The following is a 20,949-nucleotide window of genomic DNA, read 5'->3' as shown; positions in this document are numbered from 1 at the left end:
TCCTGCAATGCGCCGGTCAGGCCGCCGCCACTTGGTGAAGTTCGTGCTCGACCGTCGGATGCGGGACGATTCCCGCCTCAAGGATCACGCGCTGGTCGAGGAATTGCGCCAGATCGAAGGCGGGCGCTTCGGCCGCTTCCTGCACGGTTCCGCCGCCCGCGACGGTGTCGATCAGCTGGTCGATCGCATTGCTGCCCTCGATCACCTCGGCGAGCACCGCCGTCGCCGCCGGGTCGTGCGCCGCCGCATCGGCGATGGCGGCTTCGGCGGGCAGCGCGGCGAGCGCGAGCAGCCCGTCCATCACGCCCTGACCTGGCGCCGCATGGTCCGCGACCTGGTCGAACAGCGTATCCGCGCCGCGATCGGCGTCCGCATCGCCGGCCGCATCGGTGCGCCAGTCGCCGCGATCCGTATCGATCGAAGCGGGCGCCGCGTCGTCGTGGGTGGCGGCGGGCGGCACGGGCCGAGCCTCGTCTACCCGTTCGGGTGCGGTTTCGGCCACGATGTGCGGCGCAACCGCATGGGCGTTTTCGGCCGCCGCGACGCCGCTTTCATCGGCCGCTTCGATGGTGACGACATTTTCGCTCACGCCCTTGCCCGTCGCCGGGCCGTCCGACCGCTCGTCATGCGCGATGGCGATCAATGACGCAGCGACCAGCGAGCCGGCCAGCGCCTGATTACCCGCCGCGCGTTCGATGTCGTTCGCTGCGCGCGGGGAAATGAACGACACGTCGCCGACCGCGGCGGTGGTACCGTCGGTACGCGTAAAGCTCGCCTCGCCATGGACGATCACCTCGCCGTCGCCCGCGACATAGGCTTTGCCGTCGGAGATCAGCGCGATGCTGGCGATGCCGAGGTCGGCAAGCGAGCGGAACTCGCCCGCGTCGGTGACGCCGTCGCCGTTAGCGTCCTGCCACACGCCGAAGCTGGCGAATTCGGCGTCCTCGGCGCTGAGCTTGCCGTCGCCATTGCTGTCATACTGCAGGCGCAGCCCTTCGAGGTCGGTCGAGCCGGCGACCGAAAAGCTGATCTCGCCGCCGTCGTTGGCGATGCCGTCGCCATTGGCGTCGCGGACGAGGATGCCGTCGCCGCGGCCCGCCCACGACGTCGCCTCGCGCACGCCATCGCCGTCATGGTCGAAGGCGGCGCCCGCCGCCGACGACACGAAATCGAGCCCGTCGCCGCCGAGATCGAGCGTCACCGGGGTGACGCGCGTGCCGATCAGCGTGTTCAAATTGGTGATCGTGACGCCCTGCAGCTCGACGAGGATGTCGTTGGCGGGGTTCGGACTGGTTCCGACCTGCTGATAGACGAAGGTCCGCGTGCCCGCGACGAAAGCGACGGTCGTTCCCGCGGGGCCGAGGTCGTTGCGCTGCAGATAGTCGACCGCCGCCGCGACGTGGGCATCGCTGGACAGGGTGAGCGCGGTCGCGAAGCTGTTATTGTCGTCGAATGTAATCACGCCATCGGCGACCGAATGCGAGCGGATCGCTTGTCCGCTGATCGTCAGAACCGAGTTTGTTCCGTCCACCGCGCCATTCCCGTCGGGGACCGGGGTTCCGGGCAGGTTCAAAATATCAGCCGCGAGATTGAAATCGGTGATCACGTCGTGCCCCGTGATCGTCCCGCCATTCCCGCTGCCGCCCAGCGTCGGGCGGCTGTCGCCCGCGTTGAAGACGTAGGTGTCGCTTCCGGTTCCGCCGGTCATGACATCGCGGCCCGTGCCGCCCTGGATCAGGTCGTCACCACCCCCGGCGTTGATCGTGTCATTGCCTTCCTGACCAAGGATGATGTCGTTGCCGGCGCCGGCATTGATCGTGTCATTGCCCCCCGTCCGGCCGCTTTCCTGTGCGAGGCTGGTGTAGTTCGCGCGGATATAGGCGATCGTGTCCTGACGATTCCAGTCGGCGCCATTGCCGGCGGGATCGATCGCTTCGGCGTTCACCCGGCCTTCGAGCGTCTGGAACACCGCCCAGCCCGATCCCGGCGCAAGGTTGACGCCAAGCTGCGCCGCAAGCGCATCGGTGTAAAGCACGTCGCCGAAAATGACGTCGGCACCCTCGCCGCCGTTGATCGTGTCGTTTCCGGCCGCGGCGAGGTCGGTCGAGCCGCCAAGCACCTGCAGCACCGCCGCGAGCTGTTCGGCCGACGTCGCGTTGGTCGCGCTGCCGGTTCCGCCCGAGGCGTTGCCGTCCTCGACATCGCTGAGCCGCGCCAAGAGGCTCGCATTGACGTTGACCCCGACCGCGTCGATCGAATAGCCCGTCGCGAGAATCTGTTGCGGTTCGTTCGTTCCGTCCGAGCCCAGCACCTGGTTCATCGAATTCTGGACATTGGTCGCGTCGCCGTCGTCGCCGGTGCCGCCATTGTTCCAGACGGTCGGATTGCCGTCGGACACGAACACGACCTTGTTCACGTCGGCGCCGGCGATGCCGTTGCCGCCATTGATCCAGCTCAGCGCGTCCTGCAGGCCGTCCTCATAATTGGTGCTGCCCGACGCCGTCATCCCGTTGACGGCCGCCTTCGCGGCCGTGACCTGCGCCGCCTGGACGACGCCGTTCACGATCAGGTTGAAGGTCCCCAGATTATCTCCGTCGGAATCGAAATCGATCACGGTGATCCGGACGTCGAGCGCGCCCGATTGCGAGAGGCTGTCGATCAGCGCGTTCACGCCATTCTTGAGCGCCTGCATCCGCGAAATCGTACCGCCCCCGAAGGCGATCTGGGTCGTCATGCTGCCCGAACTGTCGAGCACGAGCACGACATTCGCCTGCTGCCCCTCGGTGATCGTCACCGAGCCGGGGTCGCCGACGAGCGTGTCGTCGAAGGCGCCGCCCTGGATCGCCCCGTCGGGCAGGCCCTGCGGGTTGGCGACGACATGGTCGGTCGTCTCGCCGCCGACGTCGCCGGTCGCCGATCCGACGACGAGCAGCGGCGACGCGGTCGTGATCGCAAGCGAGCCCGGCGCGGCATCGCCGTCGCCATCGACGATGGTCACGGGCACGTTGAAATTCACCGGATTTTCGGTCTGCACGACCGCGCCGAAGTCGCCGATCTTGAACGTGTCGCCGCCCGCGTGGTGGAATTCGATGCTGTTGTAGCCGTCGGCGGTGAAGCCCGCGATGACCGCGTTCGACACGACCCCGGCGACGGTCGCCTCGCCGTTCGCGAAGGTCACGGTGAAATTCTGCCCGCCGACATTATAGGTGCCGTTCGCGGTCACCGAGAGCGTCGCGCCGTTATAGCTGATCGCGACCTTGGTGATCGTATCCTTGATGCCGTCCCCGATGTCATTGTCGGTATCGACATCGTCGCGCGCGACCAGCCGGACGCTGCTGCTGCCGTTGATATTGGTGAAGAGCGCCGACGCGCCGTTCGCGGTGTAGTGCGAATCAAAGGCGTGGTTCTGGTTCGCCAGAACCCCATAGTCCTGCCCGTTGCCCGGCGATCCGGTCAGGTCGATGACGAAATCGACGCGCACCGCTTCGTTCGCTCCGACATTATTGTTGTCGACGCCGGTTTCGGTGTTGTTCGCGTTTACCGTGCCACCGTCGGCATTATTCTTCATCGGCGTGATCAATATGTCCTGGCTGTTGTTGTCGCCCGCCTTCACGAAACCGACCCAGGCGGTGTTGCCGCCGACGAAATCATAGCCGCCGCTGTTAAAATCGACCGTCGCGGTCGAATCGAGCTTCTGTACCATCTCGACCTGATACTGGTCGGCATGGCCCGCGGGTTGTAGGCGGATGATGAAGACATCGTCGCCGTTCGGCTTTTCAGCGGTCAGGACGGTGCCGTTTGCCGAAATGACATAGGTCAGCGCCTGGCCGCCCGACGTCAGATTCTGGCTTTGCAGCGCGGCGATCGTCGCGGCGGTGAAGATCACGCTTCCCGGGCCGTCGCCGCCGTAATTGTTATCGACGTCGCCGTCGCTGTCGAGCGACTGATAGACCGACGAGCCGGGCGCATTGATCAGCGCGGCGGCCAGCGGCGCGATGGCAACCGGCGAATCGTCCTCGAGCCCGATCGTCAGCGCACTCGCATTGGTGACCGTCGTCGTGCCGTCGTTGGCGCTGACGGGCACGACGAGCGACAGTGCATCCTCCTGCGTCGTGTCGGGGTGATCGATCGGCCCCGACAGCGTCACGGTGTAATTGCCGCCATTGTCGATCGCGACGCTGATGATCGTTTCGGTCCCGACCTTGCCGAGCAAGAGCTGCGGGTTGGTCGTGTCCCACACGATCGGCTGGCCGCCCGAGAACAGCGCGGTCGCGGGCGCGCCGAGCGATAGCGTCAGCGGATCGCCATCGGGGTCGCCGACCGCGATCGTGCCGGTGCGGAGCGTGAGGTTGGTCGTGTCGACGGTCCCGGCGCTATCGGGAAAACCGCCCGCCAGACCTTCGTCCGACACCGCGGTCGTCGCCGATCCGATCGTCGGCAGGTCGTTCGTGCCGTTGATCGTGATCGTCAGCGTCGTCGTCGAAGTGTCGCCGTCGCCGTCGGTGATCGTGTAGGTGAAAGTCTCGGTCAGCGTTTCTCCGACGCCGAGCGCCTGCACCGTCGCATTGCCGTTGTTCAACGCATAGGTGTAGCCGCCACCCGCGCTCAGCGTCAGCGAGCCGTAGCTGCCGGCCAGCGCCGCACCGACATTGCCGGTCACCGCCGTCGCCGATGTCCCCGCCGCGACGCCGGTTACCGTAGCGCCATCGGCGCCAGCAGTGTCGGCGCTGCCCGGCGCGTTGGTGGTTCCGACGCCGGTGATGACATTGCCCGTCGCGTCGCCGGCATCCTCGGCCACCGCATCGGTGTCGGGGCGTGCGGTCGGCACGTCGTCGATGATGGCGATCGACAGGAGGCTGTCGACATTGTCGCCGTCGGTGTCGGTGAGCTCGACGGCGAAATCCTCGAACAGGCTGTTCTCGCCCTGGACGCTCGCATGCGTTTCGGCCGCGTTCAGCGTATAGCTGTAGCTGACCTCGCCGGTCGCGGCATTATAGGCCGTGATGTTCAGCATATTGCCGAGCGGGGTGGGAATCGCCGCGGGCGTGAAGACGCCGTTGTTGATCACCTGCACGCCGTGGATCGACAGATCCGCGACGCCGTCGGGCGCCGAGATATTGAAGCTGCCTGTCGTGGTCAGCGATTCCTTGGTCGTGTCCGACCCGGCGGGCAGGTCGTCCTCGTCCACCGTCGCGTCGCCGCCGTCCAGCTTGGACGTCAGATTGGTGATCGTCACCCCGTCGTCGGTGCCGGTCAGCGTCACCGTCAGCGTCGCGGGATCGCTGTCGCCGTCCTTGTCGGTCAGCGTATAGGTGAAGATATCGGTCAGCGTCGCCCCGGGCGCCAGCGCATCGATGGCGGCCTGCCCGGCGGGCGTGAGCGTATAGGTCTGCGTCCCATCGCCATTGAGCGTGATCGTGCCGTAGCTGCCGGTCAGGCTGGCGAAGCTGCGGCTGCCGAATCCGTCGGCGCCGTTGTTGTCGTTGGTATCGACATCGAAGGTGACGAAGCTCGGACCGCCTTCGGTCAGCCCCGCGTTGTCGTCCTCCGCTACCGGCGCGTCGTCCCGGAAGACGAGGTTCTGGCCGATATTCGCCGTTGCCGTCGCCGTGTCGCCGTCGCCGTCGGTGACCGTCGCGGTCAGGGTGATCAGGTTGTCCGCGACCAGACCCGTCGGCTGATCGGCCCCGCTGTCGGGCGTATGGACCACGGCCCGGATCTGGTCGAGCGTGACCGTCCCGTTCGCCGCGACGCTGAGCGTGAAGACAAGTGCGTCCGACGTCGCGGTCCGCCCCTCGACCACGCCGCCGACGACGCTGAGGACGACGGCTTCGTTGGTCGCGGTGTCGACCAGCCCCGTCGCCCCGGCATTGATACCGAGCGCATAGGTCGTCGCATTCGCCGCCGCAGCGCCGTCGGCACCGAACACCGGCACAAACACCGAAGCGAAGCTGGCCTGTGCATCGGTGCCGAGCGCCGTCTCGTCGACCGTCAGGACCGGCTGCGTGCCGCCTGCGGTGACCGTCGGCGCATCGTCGTCGAAGGTAATTTCGAGCGTGCCGTTCGCGGGCGACCCGTCGCTGTCGGTGACGGTGAAGGTCAGCGTCGCGGTGGCGTCATTCTCGTCACCGCCGGCGGCGTGCAGGACATTGTCGAGCAGCGTCACCTTATAGGCGCCCGCCGCGCTATCGGTCACCTCGACGGTGAACAGGGGGCCGCGCGGACCCGTGCCGGTCAGCGTGCCGGTGCCCGCGTTCCAGGCGAGCTGCACCGATTCCTGACCGACGCTGACGAACAGTCCGTCCATCGCGGCGAAATCGACCGAACCCGCGCCGTCACCCCCGAAATCGAGGTTCAACAGACCAGCGAAGGTCGCCTGATCATTGTCGCCATCGCTGTTCGGATCGGGCAGGTCGCCCGCCGTGCTCGCGGGATTGCCGCCGGCGAGCGCATCATCGTCGACCGACGCCTGCGTCGTGCCTGCGGTCGGGACATTGGCGTCGGCGATCGTGAAGGTGATCGGCGCGGTCGACGTGTCGTTGTCGCCGTCGGTCACCGTATAGGTCGCCGAAGCGCTGCCGGTGCCCAGAACCGCAGCGTCGGCGGTGAAGCTGTAGCTGCCGTCGGCCTTTACCTTGATCGTGCCGTCGCCGATGTCGATGGCCTGCGAGAAACCGTCGCCGCCGAATATCAGCGTCGTGCCGTTGATCGCCGTGACGCTCGCGCCATCGGCGCCCTCGACGAAATCGAGCGTACCGGTGACGGTCGCGCCCTCGGCGACATTCTGGTTCGGCTCGGGCGAGGCCGCCGGCACGTCATCGATGACGATGATGTCGAGGCTGGCATTCGCGCTCGATCCGTCGCTGTCGGTGACGGTGACCGCAAAACTGTCGGTCACATTGTCCTCGCCCGCCGCCGGATGGGTCAGCGTATTGTCATCGAGCACATATTCGTAAGTGAAGGTGCCGCCGATCACCGAACCGTCGGCCGCGGTCACGGGGGTAAAGCCGGTGATCGTCACCGTGCCGAACGCACTTGTCGTCGTCAGGCCGGGCGTGAAGACGCCATTCGTCATCACCTGCGCGGTGCCGATGGTGACGTCGTCGAGACCGTCGGGCGCGGTGACGGTGAAGGCACCCGTCTGGGTCAGCGCCGCGGCATCGGGCGACGATCCGTCGGGAAGATCGTCTTCGTTGACGACCTCCTCACCACCTGGGACCGCAAGGCCATTGATCGTCACGCCGTCGTTGGCGCCGTTGATCGTGATCGTCAGCGTCGTCGTCGCGGGATCGCCGTCGCCGTCGGTGATCGTGTAGGTGAAGGTCTCGGTCAGCGTCTGACCGGCGGAAAGCCCCTGCACCGCGCTGTTCGCGTTGTCGAGGACATAGGAATAGCCGCCGTCGGCGTTCAGCGTCAGCGTGCCATAGGTGCTGACGAGCGGCGCGCCGACCGTGCCGCCAACGAGCGCGGTGACGGTCGCGCCGTCGGCGCCCTGCGTATCGGCGGCGCCATCGGTGGCGTTCGCGTCGCCGCCGCCGCTGCCGGTCAGGACGTTTCCGTCGGCGATCAGCGCGCCGTCCTCGGTCACGCTGTCGACATCGGGGTTCGCCGCCGGAATATCGTCGATGACCTGCACGGTGACGACGCCGGTTGCGGGGTCGCCGTCGGTATCGGTCGCCTGCACGGTGACCGTTCCCAGCGCCTGCGTCTGCGCGGCATTGGCGATCGCGTGCGGCAGATTGTCGGCGAGGGTGACCGTGACGCTGGCATTCGCCGTCGCGCCGGGCGCGATGCTCGCGGGCGCGGTCAGGCTGATCGTGATCGCGGCGGGGCCGCCCAGCGTCAGCGAGCCGGTGATCGTCTGCCCGTCGGGCGCCATCGACCAGAAGATGTCGGTACCGGCGCCGTCGAGATTGGCGACAAGGCCCGCGACCCCGGTAAAAGCGAAGCCCGAGAGCGTGTCCGATCCCGCGGTGAAGGCAAGGGTGCCGCTGTCGGTCTCATCCGGGCTTGCCGGATTGCTGCCGATGCCGTCGATCGCCACCTCGTTCACGGTCAGCGTGACCGGCGTCGCGTTCACCGGGCCTGCGCCGTCGACGATCGCGATCGTCAGGCTGTCCGACGTCGGATCGCCGTCGCGATCGACCGCCGACAGGGTGAAGGTCGCGGACGGATTCGTGGCGTCATCCTGATCGTTCGCCGCCGCGAAGCTGAAGCTGCCGTCGGCGCCCACCGTCAGCGTGCCCGTCGGCTGCGTAATCGACACGCTGCTCCCCGGCGTCAGCGACAGAGTGGCGCTGCCGCTGCCGAAGCCGACGAGCACCGACGCGACACCGTCGGCGCCCTGATCGAGCGTCCATGTGCCGTTCACGGTCGCGCCTTCGACAACACTCACCGGCGTGTCGGAGACGCTGAGCGTTGGCAGATCGTCGACAATCGTGACGTCGAACGCGCCCGACGACGGGGTGCCGTCGCTGTCGGTGACGGTGAAGCCGATGCCCGCGAGCAGATCGCTGTCCTCGCTACCCGCAAGCGCCTGATCGATCGCCTGCGAAAGCGTGACCGTATAGCCATAGGTGACTTCGGTCGCGCCGGGACCGGCGACCGCGCTCGTCAGCGCGATGCGGATCACCTCTGCGCCGCCGACCGAGCCGACGAGATCGTCGCCGTCCTTGGCGAAGGTTACCGGAACGGCGCCGACGGTAAGCTGCGTGTCGAGCGCGCCGCTGTCGTTCAGGACAAGCGAACCGGCGAGCGCCGCCGGCACGTCGCTGCCGAAATCGACGGTGATCGTCCCGCTGGCGCTTGCGCTGCCCGTCGAGGTCACCTCGCCCGCAAGGCCATTGTCGGCATTGGCGCCGGGAAGCCCGTCCTCGTCGACCGTCACATCATCGGCATTGCGGATCTGCGGCGCCGAATCGGCGACGAGCGTAATCGTCGCGGTGGCGACGTCGGTGTCGCCGTCGCCGTCGGTGATGCGATACTGGAAGCTGACGGTGCCGCTTTCCTGCGCCGCGGGGGTGTAGGTGAAGCTGCCGTCGCCATTGTTGACGAGCATGCCGGTGCCCGTCAGCGATCCGGCCACCAGCTCGACCGCCCCCGGCTGGACGCTGTCGGCACCCTGTACGTCATTGGCGAGTACATTGATCGTGACCGGCGCATTTTCGATCGTTTGCGTGGCCGCGTCGTCGATCGCATCGGGGACGTCATCGGTGATCCGGACGTCGATCGTCGCGCTGGCGCTGCTGCCGTCGGCGTCGGTGACGGTCACGCCGACGCTGTCGGTGCGATCGTCCTGTCCGGCGGCGGGGTGGTCGGTGCGGTTGTCGGTCAGCGTATAGCTGTAGGTAAAGGTTCCGCCGATGACCGATCCGTCGGCGCCCGTCACGGGCGTGAAGCCGGCGATGTCGAGCGTGCCATAGGCGGTCGCGACCGATTGCGGCGTGAAGCTGCCGCCGGCGGTGACGAGCGTCAGCGGCGCGCCGAGCGGCACGCCGTTGAAGCTGTCGAGCACGACGCTGCCCATGCCGTCGGGGGTCGATACGGTGAAGCTGCCGCCGTCGGTCACGCCGTCGGGGGTCGTATCGGACCCCGGCGCTTCGCCGGCACGCGCGGGCAAATCGTCCTCGTCGACGAACAGTTCGGCGCCCTCGGCGTCGAGCCCCTCGATCGTCACGCCGTCGTCGGCGCCATTGATCGTGATCGTCAGCGTCGTCGTCGCGGGATCGCCGTCGCCGTCGGTGATCGTGTAGGTGAATATCTCGGTCAGCGTCTCGCCCGCCGACAGGCCCTGCACCGGCTGCGCCGCATTGTTCAGGACATAGCTGTAGCTGCCGTCGCTGTTCAGCGTCAGCGTGCCATAAGCGCCCGCCAGCCCCGCGCCGACGCTGCCTGCCGCCCCGCCGAAGCCGACCGCGGTCACGCTCGCGCCGTCGGCGCCCTGCGTATCGAGGACGCCGTCGGTGCCGTTCGCGTCCCCGCCGCCGCTGCCGGTCAGCACATTGCCGTCGGCAGTCAGCGGCCCGTCCTCGGTCACGCTGTCGGTGTCGGGGCGCGCCGTCGGCACGTCATCGACGATATCGATCACCAGCGTGTCGGTCGCAGTATCGCCGTCGCTGTCGGTCACCACCGCGGTGAAGCTGTCGAAGGTGTCGTCCCCCGACGTATTGGTGGTGAGCGTATAGCTGTAGCTGTAGGCGCCCCCGCTGACGGTCACGGTCAGCACGCCGACAGGCGTTGTCACGGTGCCGCCGGAGGTCACATCGACGCCGTTGATCACGAGCGATGCGATGCTGTCGTTGCCCGTCGTCAGCGTGAAGCTGCCCGTCGTCGTCTCGCTGTCCGAGGCGAAGCTCGAGCCGTTCGGTAGCCCCGCCTCGTCGACGCTGTTGTCGGCGCCCATATCGATCGTCGGGACCGAATCCTTCGCGAGCGTCACCGTCACCGTCGCGGTCGATGTGTCGCCGTCGCCGTCGGTGATCGTGTAGGTGAAGCTGTCCTCGCCTTCCTGCCCCGCCGTCGGGGTATAGGTGAAGGTGCCGTCGCCATTGTAGACGACCGTCCCTTTCGCCGGCGCGGTCGCGAGCACGACGCCCGTCGCGGGATCGACGCCATCGGCGCCGCGAACGTCGTTCGCCAGCACGTCGATGACGACCGGCGTATCTTCGGCCGCGCCGGCGCTATCATTCGCCGCGGTCGGCACATCGTCGACGATCCGCACATCGAGGCTGGCGTTCGCGCTCGATCCGTCGCTGTCGGTGACGGTGACGGCAAAGCTGTCTGTAACGCTGTCCTCGCCGTCGTTCGCGTGCGTCAGCGTGTTGTCGGCAAGGACATATTCATAGGTGAAGCTGCCGCCGATCACCGAGCCGTCGGCGCCGGTGACGGGCGTGAATCCGGTGATGTTGACCGTGCCTAGCGGACTGGTCGCGGTGCCGGGGGTGAAGACACCGTTGGTAACGACCTGGGTGCCGCCGATCGTCACATTCCCGAGCCCGTCGGGGGTCGAGACGCTGAAGCTGCCGTCCTGGGTCAGCGCGGCAGCGTCGGGCGAGGAACCATCGCCAAGATCATCCTCGTCCACGGTGAGCTCGGCGCCCTCGGCGTCGAGGCCATCGACCGTCACGCCGTCGTCGGTGCCGTTGATCGTGATCGTCAGCGTCGTCGTCGAGGTGTCGCCGTCGCCGTCGGTGATCGTGTAGGTGAATATCTCGGTCAGCACCTCGCCCGCCGACAGGCCCTGCACCGGCTGCGATGCGTTATCGAGAACATAGCTGTAGCTGCCGTCGGCATTCAGCGTCAGCACCCCGTAGGCGCCCGCGAGCGGCTCGCCGACACTGCCGCCCGCCAGCCCGGTCACGACCGCGCCGTCGGCGCCTTGAGTGTCGGCGACGCCGTCGGTCGCATTGGCGTCGCCGCCACCCAAGCCCGTCAGAACATTGCCGTCGGCGGTCGCCGGACCGTCCTCGGTCACGCTATCGCTGTCGGCGCGCGCGGTCGGCGCATCGTCGATGACGTCTATAATCAGCGAGCTTTCGCTGCCGCCGCCGCCAAGGTCGGTCACCTCGAGCAAAAACTCGAACTCGGTGTCGTCACCCGACGTATTGTCGGTCAGCGTATAGCTGTAACCGACCGAACCCTGCCCCGTGGCGGGATCATAGGTGTAGCTTGTGACGACGAGCGTGCCTGCCGCGTCGCTGAACACCGTCTGCGGAAGGCTGCCCGGGGCGATGACCGTCCCCGCCAGCGTGACACTGGCGACGCCGTCGAACGAAAAGAAGGGGATCGTGCCCGCGGTCGTCTCGCTGTCGGCGGCGCTGTCCGAACCCGCGGGTTCGCCTTCGCGTGCGGCAAGTCCGGCTTCGTTTACCGTCGCAAAAACCGGCGGCGGCGGCGGCGGTGGCGGTGTGGTCCCGATCGCGATCGTCAGCGTCGCGGTCGAGGTATCGCCGTCGCTGTCGGTGATCCGATAGGTGAAAACGTCGTTGACCCCGCCCGGCGTGCCCGGATTGCGGACATAGCTGTAGCTGCCGTCGGCGTTGATGGTGAGTGTGCCATATTGCCCCTGCACCGTCCCCGGCGCGGAGAAGCTGTCGCCGCTCCCCGACCGGATGCCGGTCAGCGTCGCGCCATCGGCACCCGACGTGTCGGCGCCCGCCGTACCGCTCGTCGTTCCGGCGCCGGTCAGCACATTGCCCGTTTCGGGACCGCGCGTTCCCCCTGCCAGCGCATCGGTGTCGTCGCGCGCGGTCGGCGCGTCGTCGACGACGCTGACGGTCAGCGTCGCCGCCGCGGTGTCGCCGTCGCGATCGGTGACCACCACGTTGAACACGTCGGTCGGATTGTTGTTCGCATTGGTGTTGTCGGTCAGCGTATAGCTGTATCCGACGTTGCCCGGCGTCAGGCTTGTGATCGTAAGCTGGCCGAGCGGCGTCGTGATCACCTGCCCCACGGCGGTGACCGCCGTGCCGTTGATCGCGATCGAGTCGAGTCCGTCGCCCGCGTCATAGACAATCGAGCCGGTCGTCGTCTCGCTGTCCGCCGCCGCATTGGTACCCGCTGGCTCGTTGCCGCGCACGGGCAGGCCGGCTTCGTCGACGCTTGCGGTCGCCGCCGTTACCCCCGCGGGTTCGTTCGGTGTGACGATGACGACTTTGGGCTCCTCATCGAGCACGTCGGGAAGCAGTTCGCGGTCTTCGGGCTGCGGAAAAGCGAGTTCGGTGTAGGGCAGCAGGTCGCCAAGCGCATAGGCGTCCTGGATCGGTCCTTCGGGGTCGGCGAAATTGCCGCCCGAGCTGCGCGTGCCGGCCTCGGGATTGAGCTCGCCGAGATTGTCGAGCAGCTGCGCGACCGTGCTCGCGGGCAGGGTGTCGCCGTCGACGACGATAGACGGAATATCGACCGCGCCGTTCGTAATGATCAACACTTGCCCGTTCGGCAGCGTGACGATCAGGTCGGCGCCCGACACGCTGATGTCGTCGATCGATGCGCCGGCAGGCAGGACGACGCGCCCACTCGCGTCGGGAAGGAGGATCGCCTGGATTGCCAGCGGAAGCGCCGATGCGGCCGCGGTGACCTGTGCGGCAGCGGCCAGGAATTGGCTATCCGCTACGGCCTGGCTCGACGGGTCCGCCGATGCGCCCTCCCCGCCTCCGCCTTGAGGCCCCGTGATTCCGTTGCGGGCCGGATTGTCGAAAGAATCCATGGCTATTTTCCTCGCACGCGCTTCACCCCGCCGCGAATGCAGCAAAGCAAAGTTCCACCAATGTCAGTGCGACCCACTGTCCGAGCGACTCGGACCTTCCCCACTCGTCAGGAGAGCATGGATTCTCGAGACTCCGCAAGCGCGTTAACAATTTTTTAGAAAATGCAGTCTCCGACTTAACCCTGTTCCTCTGGAGCGGGATTGATCCCAATAAAAGTGTTACTGTTCAATTAGATGAAGTTATATTTCAAAGCGGCAACCTGTTCGTTCTCCGCCCGATTGCGTCCCGATTCGGTCCAAAGGATGCAACGGTTCATCGCACATCTCCCCGCCAATGATGCAGAATCCGCTTAATTGTTAAGTCCGGAATCTCGATGTCGACGGCAAGTCTGCGGGTATTTTTGCGCATCCAGCTCAGCGATCGGGCTGGCGAAAAGGCAATATTAAACTTGGCGCGCGATAGCTGGTCGTCAAAGGAGACGCCGGTGAGATCGCTGCTGGCCCATATCGCGGAACCCGTCGAGGCGGCCGACCGCAGACGAACGCCGCGGCGCACCTTGCGGCTCGACGTCGCGGCGCGCTCGGCGACGAGCGAGGCGATGGTCGTCATCCGGAACCTGTCGCGAACGGGCCTTTTGATCGAGACCGACGCCCCCTTCGCGCTCGGCGAAACCTTTCTGCTGGTCCTGCCCGAGCTGGGTGCCGCGCCGGCGCGCGTCGTTCGCGAGAACGGCCGACTCTTCGGGTGCGAGTTTCTGACCCCGGTCCCGGCGAGCGCGATCAGCGCCGCGTTGCTAAAGACGCCGCACGGCGACGGCGCCGTCGATGATGCCGATGCGAGTGCGGCGGGCGATTTCGGCGAACTTTATCCGCGGCGTCCGTCGAGCGCCTTCCTATTCACGGCGCTGACCGCGCTGTTCACCGCGGTGATCCTGATCTTCATCGTCGCCCTCGCCTCGCTGACCTTCTCCTGACCCTGCGCGCGCATTCTACATGAGATGCGCGGCCGATGGAGAAATGGAGACGAAGGGACAGCCGCAAGCAAACGGCCCGCCCGAAGATGGCGGCAGTCTCGCTGGGATTGTCGAGAAAAACTGGAGCGGGCGAAGGGATTCGAACCCTCGACCCCAACCTTGGCAAGAAATTACTGCAAATACCCCAGAGCTTCTTTTTCTACGCCAAGGTACGAAAATCCAAGCATTTGTTGACTTCGGCCTACGATAATTTATCCTAGCCCTACCCTGCGAAGCGGTGATTTTCTATTACGTCCTCATTACTTTTCGAATCGGCCACCCTCGCGTAATATGATGGAGGAACTTGTGGCGCTTGCGAAGCTCAATAAGCGGACGGTCGATGCGCTGGCTGCACCAGCGACAGGCCAGGCATTTCTTTGGGATACCGAGATCAAAGGTTTCGGTGTCCGTGTCGGCGCAACCGGGACGAAAACCTTCGTCATCCAGTATATGAATGAGGAAGGCCGGGTTCGGCGAGTGAAGATCGGGCGCTTCGGCGTGATGACGGTCGAGCAAGCCCGCGAGCTCGCGAAGATTCAGTTGGGCAAGGTCGCCTCTGGCGAAGATCCCGCAGAGGAGTCGCGCCGGGTCCGGAAGGATCTCAATGTCGCCGAGATGTGCGAATGGTATCTCGTCGAAGCGCGAGCCGGCCGCATTCTTGGACGGAAGAACCGCCCGATCAAGGACACCTCGCTCAACATGGATGAGAGCCGCATCCTGACGCATATCATCCCGCTGATGGGCAAACGCCTCGTGCGGAAGCTGACGATCGCCGACGTCGAGGCAATGCAAAATGACATTGCAACCGGTCAGACCCGAAAGCCTCCTTCGGGCGGGCGCGGCGGCCGCCCGACGGGCGGTGCCGGCGTTGCCGGGAGGAGCCTCGGCACCCTCCAGGCCATCCTAGGCCATGCAAAGCACAAGGGACTGATTGCGGAACATCCTACGAAGGGCGCGAAGAAGCTCGCGACCAAGAAAAGGACCCGGCGTCTCAGCATCGCCGAGATCGAGCTGCTGGGTCGGGCGATCGGCCGGGCCGAACTGGGTTCCGAGAACCCCGTTGCGCTCGCAATTGTCAGGACGCTCCTTCTGACCGGCTATCGGCGCGAAGAGGCGCAGGCGCTGCAGCGGCAGTGGGTTAACCCCATGGGCGGCTACGTCGCGTTCCCCGACACGAAGAGCGATGCACAATTTCGGGCGATCGGACCCGAGGCGATCAAGATCGTCGTCGCTCAACCCGAAATAGCCGGCTGCCCCTACGTCTTTCCCGCGTCGAATGGCGAAGGCCCGTTTACCGCCGTCAGCGACTGCTTGGCCCGACTATGCCGCTCGGCCGGCATTGAGGGCGTAACGCCGCATACGCTGCGCCACACCTTCGGCAGCATGGCGGGCGAACTCGGCTTCTCCGAGCTCACGATCCGCGCGATGCTAGGCCACGCGTCGCAAAGTGTGACGCAGGACTATGTTCATATCGATGAAGCCGTGAAGCTGGCGGTCAGCCGCACTTCGGACGAGATCGCAAAACATCTTGAGACTGGCGTGCGGAAGGCGGCAAAGATGAAGTTCGCCGCCTGATCAAGGCGGCGAACCGTCGCGCGCCTCCATTTGCTCGAGAAGCTGCACTCCGATGATTTCCAAATCGGACTTGCCGATATCGGCAACTCTCCGGATCGAGAGGTCATGCTTTAGTATGGCAAGGTCCATCATCAGATCGGGCTCGCCATTCTCCTTCACGTAAGTGGGAACCAGAATGAACGAGCCACCCGCGGGATAGTTATCGAGAAAGAACCTCAGATTCGTGTCGGCGGCAGGTTCGAGCAGCTTGAGGCGGCTCGGCATGCTCACCAGCGTACCAGCGAAATCCCCTGGCTCAGTTCCCGCCATCAATAGCACCGCATAGTGGGACGGGGGCCGACCAGGTAGTTCGCGCAAGATCGCGATGTGGATAGCCCCTTTGGCATCTCGTGCGCCGAACCGTTCGCGCCAACGCTCGAAAATTTGGCGTCCCGCCTCGCGATCCTCAAAGTGCAATCCGACGATCGGGAGATCATGCTGCAGACCGAGCATCACGCCGATCCAGCGGGCCTGCTCCCATTGCGGAATGTCCAAGATCGAGCGCACTTCGACGCTGCGGTGATCGCCAGTCGCGTATCGCTCGCTGATTGTTTCTTCTTCGGGATCAGCCTCTGGCACCCTTACAATTACCGGCCGGTCGGCCTTCGGCGGAAACCGCTCGAGCGATAGCTCGTTCCAATCCGTCAGTCGCGACGCTGGACTGTTCATCGCCCGGATGCGGCTGTTCGAACTCGCGACTGCGGCGCTGACGCGCTCAAGGAGTGATTCTTCCCGAAAAAGCTTCTCCAGAGATATTTTTTGCCGGTCGGCGAGTGAGGTCGCGACGAGCATCAGCGTTGAGAGAAGCAGGAATTGGCTATGGGTTCCGCTCTCACCGAGATGATCGGCGGGTGTCGATCCGGCAGGCCAATGAAGTTTGGCGCGCATGTTATTGCCATCGAAATCAACGTTCGGTGCTGTGGCAACATCGCTTTCCACGAGATCGATATCAAAGCGCTCGACGAATGCTCCGATCCGCAGGCCGATAACCGTAGCAAACAGCGTGTCGATAACCGCCAGCAGGGTTTGGCCGGCGAGCAGCGCTGTGTCGCTGCCCGATAGATGCACCGCGACGCGCATGCCGATAACGCGGGTCTCGATGCTGTGCGGTCGCGGGCTGCCGGTAACCAGCGGCCGACCACCGAGGTCGCCCGCTGGCTGGTTGGCCGCGCGCGCGAACATGCCTTCAAGTCCCCCTTCCGGCTCCTCCTCGGGCTGACGTTCACCCAGGCGCTCCGCATAGCCCAAGGCGTAGAGAAGCGCGCCGCAGGACATAGGCAAACCAAGGCGTTCCAGAACCGTCGGGAGGCCCGCCATCGCCTCGAAGTCATCGGCCGAGCTGTTGAGAAACTGGCAAGTGAGGACGCCATCAAATTCCTTCAACCTCTCGTCGACGCGAACCTTCGAAGCGTCGTCGAGCGGCAGCAACTTTCGGCAACCATTCACCATCCGGATCGCGTCGAGCGCCTCGGGCAGCAGCCGCAACTCGATGTCTATCCAGATGAGGAGCATCAACGCGGGAACGAGGGTGACCGATGGATGGCTATCGTGCTCCGAATCTGCAATTATCGATGCGACAGCAAACAGCGCCGCGGCACGCGCAGCCCAGAGCGTACCGGTGCCCCGATAGGCGACCGCGAGCATGTAGCTCGCTTCGATGAGCTCTTCCGCATATTCGCGCTTGGTGAGTTGATGCGTGGCCCGTCCGAGCAGACGAATTATCTCAAGACGGTCCGCATTTGTGTCGAGCCGCCGCGCCCTTCGCAGCAAAATACGTCCACTCTCGCCTTCGCCGACCCGCTTGCCCATGAAGTCTGCGAGCTTGTCGACCAGTTCACCATAGGCCGGATCGTTCCCGGCAAGCGGCCCCACCTCCTCGATCAGCTGCGCGAGCCGCTCGGCATCATATTCAGCGAGCCCCGACGCCGCTTCGAGGATAGCTTCGGCTTCCTGCCAAAAGGGGGAGATTTCGTCGCGTCGATCGAACGCAAGGGAGGTGATCTCGAGCATTAGGGAGGTCGTGCGCGCTTCGAGCGCATTGTTGGGACGGTCCTTCTGACCCGCAAAAAATTCGAGGCGAGCGACCAACGCGGACCGGCGTTCCGAGAGGCGAACCTGTTCGGCTGAACGATAGCCCTGTGCGACCGCCGTAATCAGGCATTGCAGAAGGTTTGCAAGGCGTTCCGCGTGTCGCGCCGCGGGCGAGCCAAACGCGAGTTCAGCGAACGCGTCAAACTCGCGGTCCAGGAGGTCAAACTCGTCGAACCAGTAGAAGGCCGTCCAAAGCCGCTGATAGCGTGCTTCGATCTGCTGGCTGAGCAGACCATGTTGATCGGCGATGCGGATCGCCCGATCAAATCGCCCATGGGTCTCGAAAGGCGGCCGCTCCAACTCCTTCGAAAGCGTCGCAGCGAGCAGGGCGTCGGTCACGCGCTGCGCCTCGATGCCGGCATAAGCGGCAGGGTCCTGGATTGCCTTCTCCAGATCTTCGAGTTGCTGCGACCGCGCGTAGTCGGCTGGCCCGACACGCGCCTTCTCGTTTCGCTTACCGACTCCGAGATAGTCGACAGCGATATCCTGATTTCCGTGCGTCAGAACCCGGTCGATGATCCAGCTTCGGTCGAATATCTCGACGCGAAAGCCGAATTTCTCTGACAGCTCATCCTGAATCTTGGCGACATCTTTGGAGCGGCCATAACGCGAGGTGACGACGAACACCTTCGTATAGGGACGCCCAGTCGCCGCGATCCCCTCGATGTCCGATCGCGCCTTCTGCTGCCACTGCTTCTTCGCGCTGAAAGCAAACGCCCAGCGCTCGCTTCCAGAGTTGGCCTCGCCGACATAGTGAAGTGTCGTAATCTCGTCGGAGACCGCAAAGGTCTCACTGTCGGCCTTGCTGTCACCGCCGCCCTCCGGGCCCGTCGCAGGCTTCAGATTCTTGCAGACGATCCGCTCGCAAAGCTTCCGACAGAAAATCTCGAAATCATGGGTCTCGTTGCGCGCCGTGACATACTCGAGGCGCTGCTCCAGCTCATAGGCTTCGAGGATGAAGGCAGGCTCGGACCCGCTATCGGAAAACTCGTCGGGTCTCAGCTGGCGCATGAATTCCGAGGGAAGGATGGCGCGTGTTGCCGCAAGCTGATCGGCCGAATCGTCGGGCTGGTCCATAGAACAAGTCTAGAACATCGCGATTTCACACGCGAGCGGGAATTCCTTCCGGCCTGCTCCGCTACACTTTCGGGAGAAGCGCCAGAGCGACTCTCAAATCCGCATCGGTCTCACAAGCTTCGATCGGGCGACGACCGGCAAGCTTCGGGTGCGCACTGTTGAGAAAAAGGTGCGCGCGGTCGGGATCGCGGAAGGCCTTGTTGGAGGCGGTCGTGAGCCGCTTGCGAAATTCCTCCGCCGCTTCCGCCGCCAAAACCCGGCGCTTCCTCACGTCCTCGGCGCGCTCGATATGGCTGAAGGCTCGCCAATAGAGATCGTCGCTGCCACACGCCCACTCGGTGATCGGCACTCCATCGACCACCGTCGATGCGAGCCAGGTCTCGGCCTCGTCCTTGAGCGCGTTTTTCGCGGCAATGGCGAAGTTCCGCCGCCGGCTTTCCTTTGCGTCTTCGATCCGCTTGCGCTCGGCGGCTTCCTTCGCCTCGCGCTTCTGTCGGATACCGTCGCGCCACTCCTGAAAGGGCAATCCGCAAAGATCGTCGACGATGGGAAGGTCGCGATAGCTGCGCGACATGTCGAAGATCGCCCGGACCCGCTTGTCCAGCGCGTGAAAATCATCGCCGCCTTCCGCCGCCACCTTCCAAGGATTTCGGCCGTCGACATTATATCGCCGCATCCAGCGCCGGCTGAAACCATCGGGATCGGGATGGCCGGCATCCTTGGCGATGCAGGCAACGGTGCGCTCAAGGTCGTAGCGATTGTGAACGCGGGCATGAAGATCGGGGTCGACATAGAAGCGCTGCTCGTCACGCTCCCACACCACAGCCTGCCGATCGGTGAAGAGATTGAAGAGATATTCGGTCACGGCTTGGCTGGGCGACCCGAAACTCTCCCGCGAGTAGCCGGCCGCTGCCAGCGCGTTCGGTTTGTAATTGCTGAGGTCGGTGCGCAGCATCCATGTCGGCAGCACGCTCTCGAGATTGGCCTCGTTCGGCCACTCGCCATGGATATGGATGTCCGATCCCGCCGAGTATTTGATGCTCGGCGTGTAGATCAGGGCATGCACGAGCGCCGCCTGCCAAAGCTGCGGCCTTACCGTGAACCAATGGCCCATCCGGCTCTTGGCCCCGAACAGATAGTCCAGTTCGGCATATTGCAGGTCGGCCATGATCTCCGCGACCCATTCGGTATCGACGGGAGGCTTCTGCGGTCGCTCCCGGATATGCCATCGGAGCGCCTCGCCCTTGCGCGTCGCTTCCGCCGTGACCCGCTCGGACAGGCGCTGCGCGGAACGCTCGCGATCCGGATGATGGATCCAGTGCCGCGGTGCGTCGTGCAAAATCTGCTGGTCGAGTTCGGCGCCATCAAGCTGGCGCCAACGCACTCCGTAAAGATCGATCTCGATCATCGGGCAGCCTGCGCGCGCGACCTTCTGCTGCTTCTCCTCATCGACCGCGTGCGACACCTTGAATTCCACCGCGCGGCGATCGGACCCGATCCACACCATGGCATCGGGCTGAAAATCGCCCTCCGATGTCTCTAGCCTCACCTCGTCGAGCGCGAATTGCCCGCCTTCGAAAACGACCTCCTCCAATCGCTCCTCGCGGAGGACAAGGCTTGGCAGGGTGACCCACCGGACAGCAGCCAGCAGCAGCTTGGCGTAGAGATGCAGGGCCGTCTCGCCTGAGCATCGGCTGTCGGACTGGTGCGCGAAATGCTTCCGCATCTTCTTCGGGAGCCGAAGGGTCAGTCGTTCCTTGCATCCAAGGCAGGTAAAGGGGCCGTCGCGGTGCGATACGATCTGTTCGACGTGCCGAACCACGCCATCGCCGCATGCAGCGAATGGCACCCGCAAGCCCGAGGGATCGGGCTTCGTTGTGCAAGGCCGCGGAGGTTGGGTCGGCCGCTCAGGAGCAAAATGCTCGTCCACAGGGCGATCATAATCGACCC

The 20,949-nt window shown here is 65.1% G+C and carries 5 protein-coding genes; 2 read left to right on the top strand and 3 right to left on the bottom strand.

Going from position 1 to position 20,949, the window contains the following annotated elements:
- Positions 1 to 16: 16 nt before the first annotated feature.
- Positions 17 to 13,204, bottom strand: a complete 13,188-nt coding sequence (locus E5675_RS02085) for a VCBS domain-containing protein (protein ID WP_136173121.1) — start codon at positions 13,202 to 13,204, stop codon at positions 17 to 19.
- Between the two features lie 485 nt (positions 13,205 to 13,689).
- On the opposite strand from E5675_RS02085, the gene E5675_RS02080 reads away from it, so the two are divergent.
- Both E5675_RS02080 and E5675_RS02070 read left to right on the top strand, forming a co-directional pair.
- Complete coding sequence (locus E5675_RS02080; RefSeq protein WP_168707777.1) at positions 13,690 to 14,178, top strand: PilZ domain-containing protein; 489 nt, start codon at positions 13,690 to 13,692, stop codon at positions 14,176 to 14,178.
- 345 nt (positions 14,179 to 14,523) lie between these two features.
- Positions 14,524 to 15,792, top strand: a complete 1,269-nt coding sequence (locus tag E5675_RS02070) for a site-specific integrase (protein ID WP_120218387.1) — start codon at positions 14,524 to 14,526, stop codon at positions 15,790 to 15,792.
- On the opposite strand, the gene E5675_RS02065 is transcribed toward E5675_RS02070, so the two are convergent.
- Entirely contained in the window at positions 15,793 to 18,999 is a 3,207-nt protein-coding gene (locus tag E5675_RS02065; protein ID WP_052182311.1) for a hypothetical protein, read from the bottom strand.
- A 61-nt stretch (positions 19,000 to 19,060) separates the two neighbouring features.
- Complete coding sequence (locus E5675_RS02060; protein WP_037556049.1) at positions 19,061 to 20,821, bottom strand: competence protein CoiA family protein; 1,761 nt, start codon at positions 20,819 to 20,821, stop codon at positions 19,061 to 19,063.
- Positions 20,822 to 20,949 lie beyond the last annotated feature (128 nt).

Origin of the sequence: Sphingopyxis sp. PAMC25046 (assembly GCF_004795895.1) — a bacterium.
Classification (GTDB): domain Bacteria; phylum Pseudomonadota; class Alphaproteobacteria; order Sphingomonadales; family Sphingomonadaceae; genus Sphingopyxis.
The sequence above is the reverse complement of the archived record's forward strand: the minus strand, read 5'-3'. Positions and strand labels throughout refer to the sequence as shown.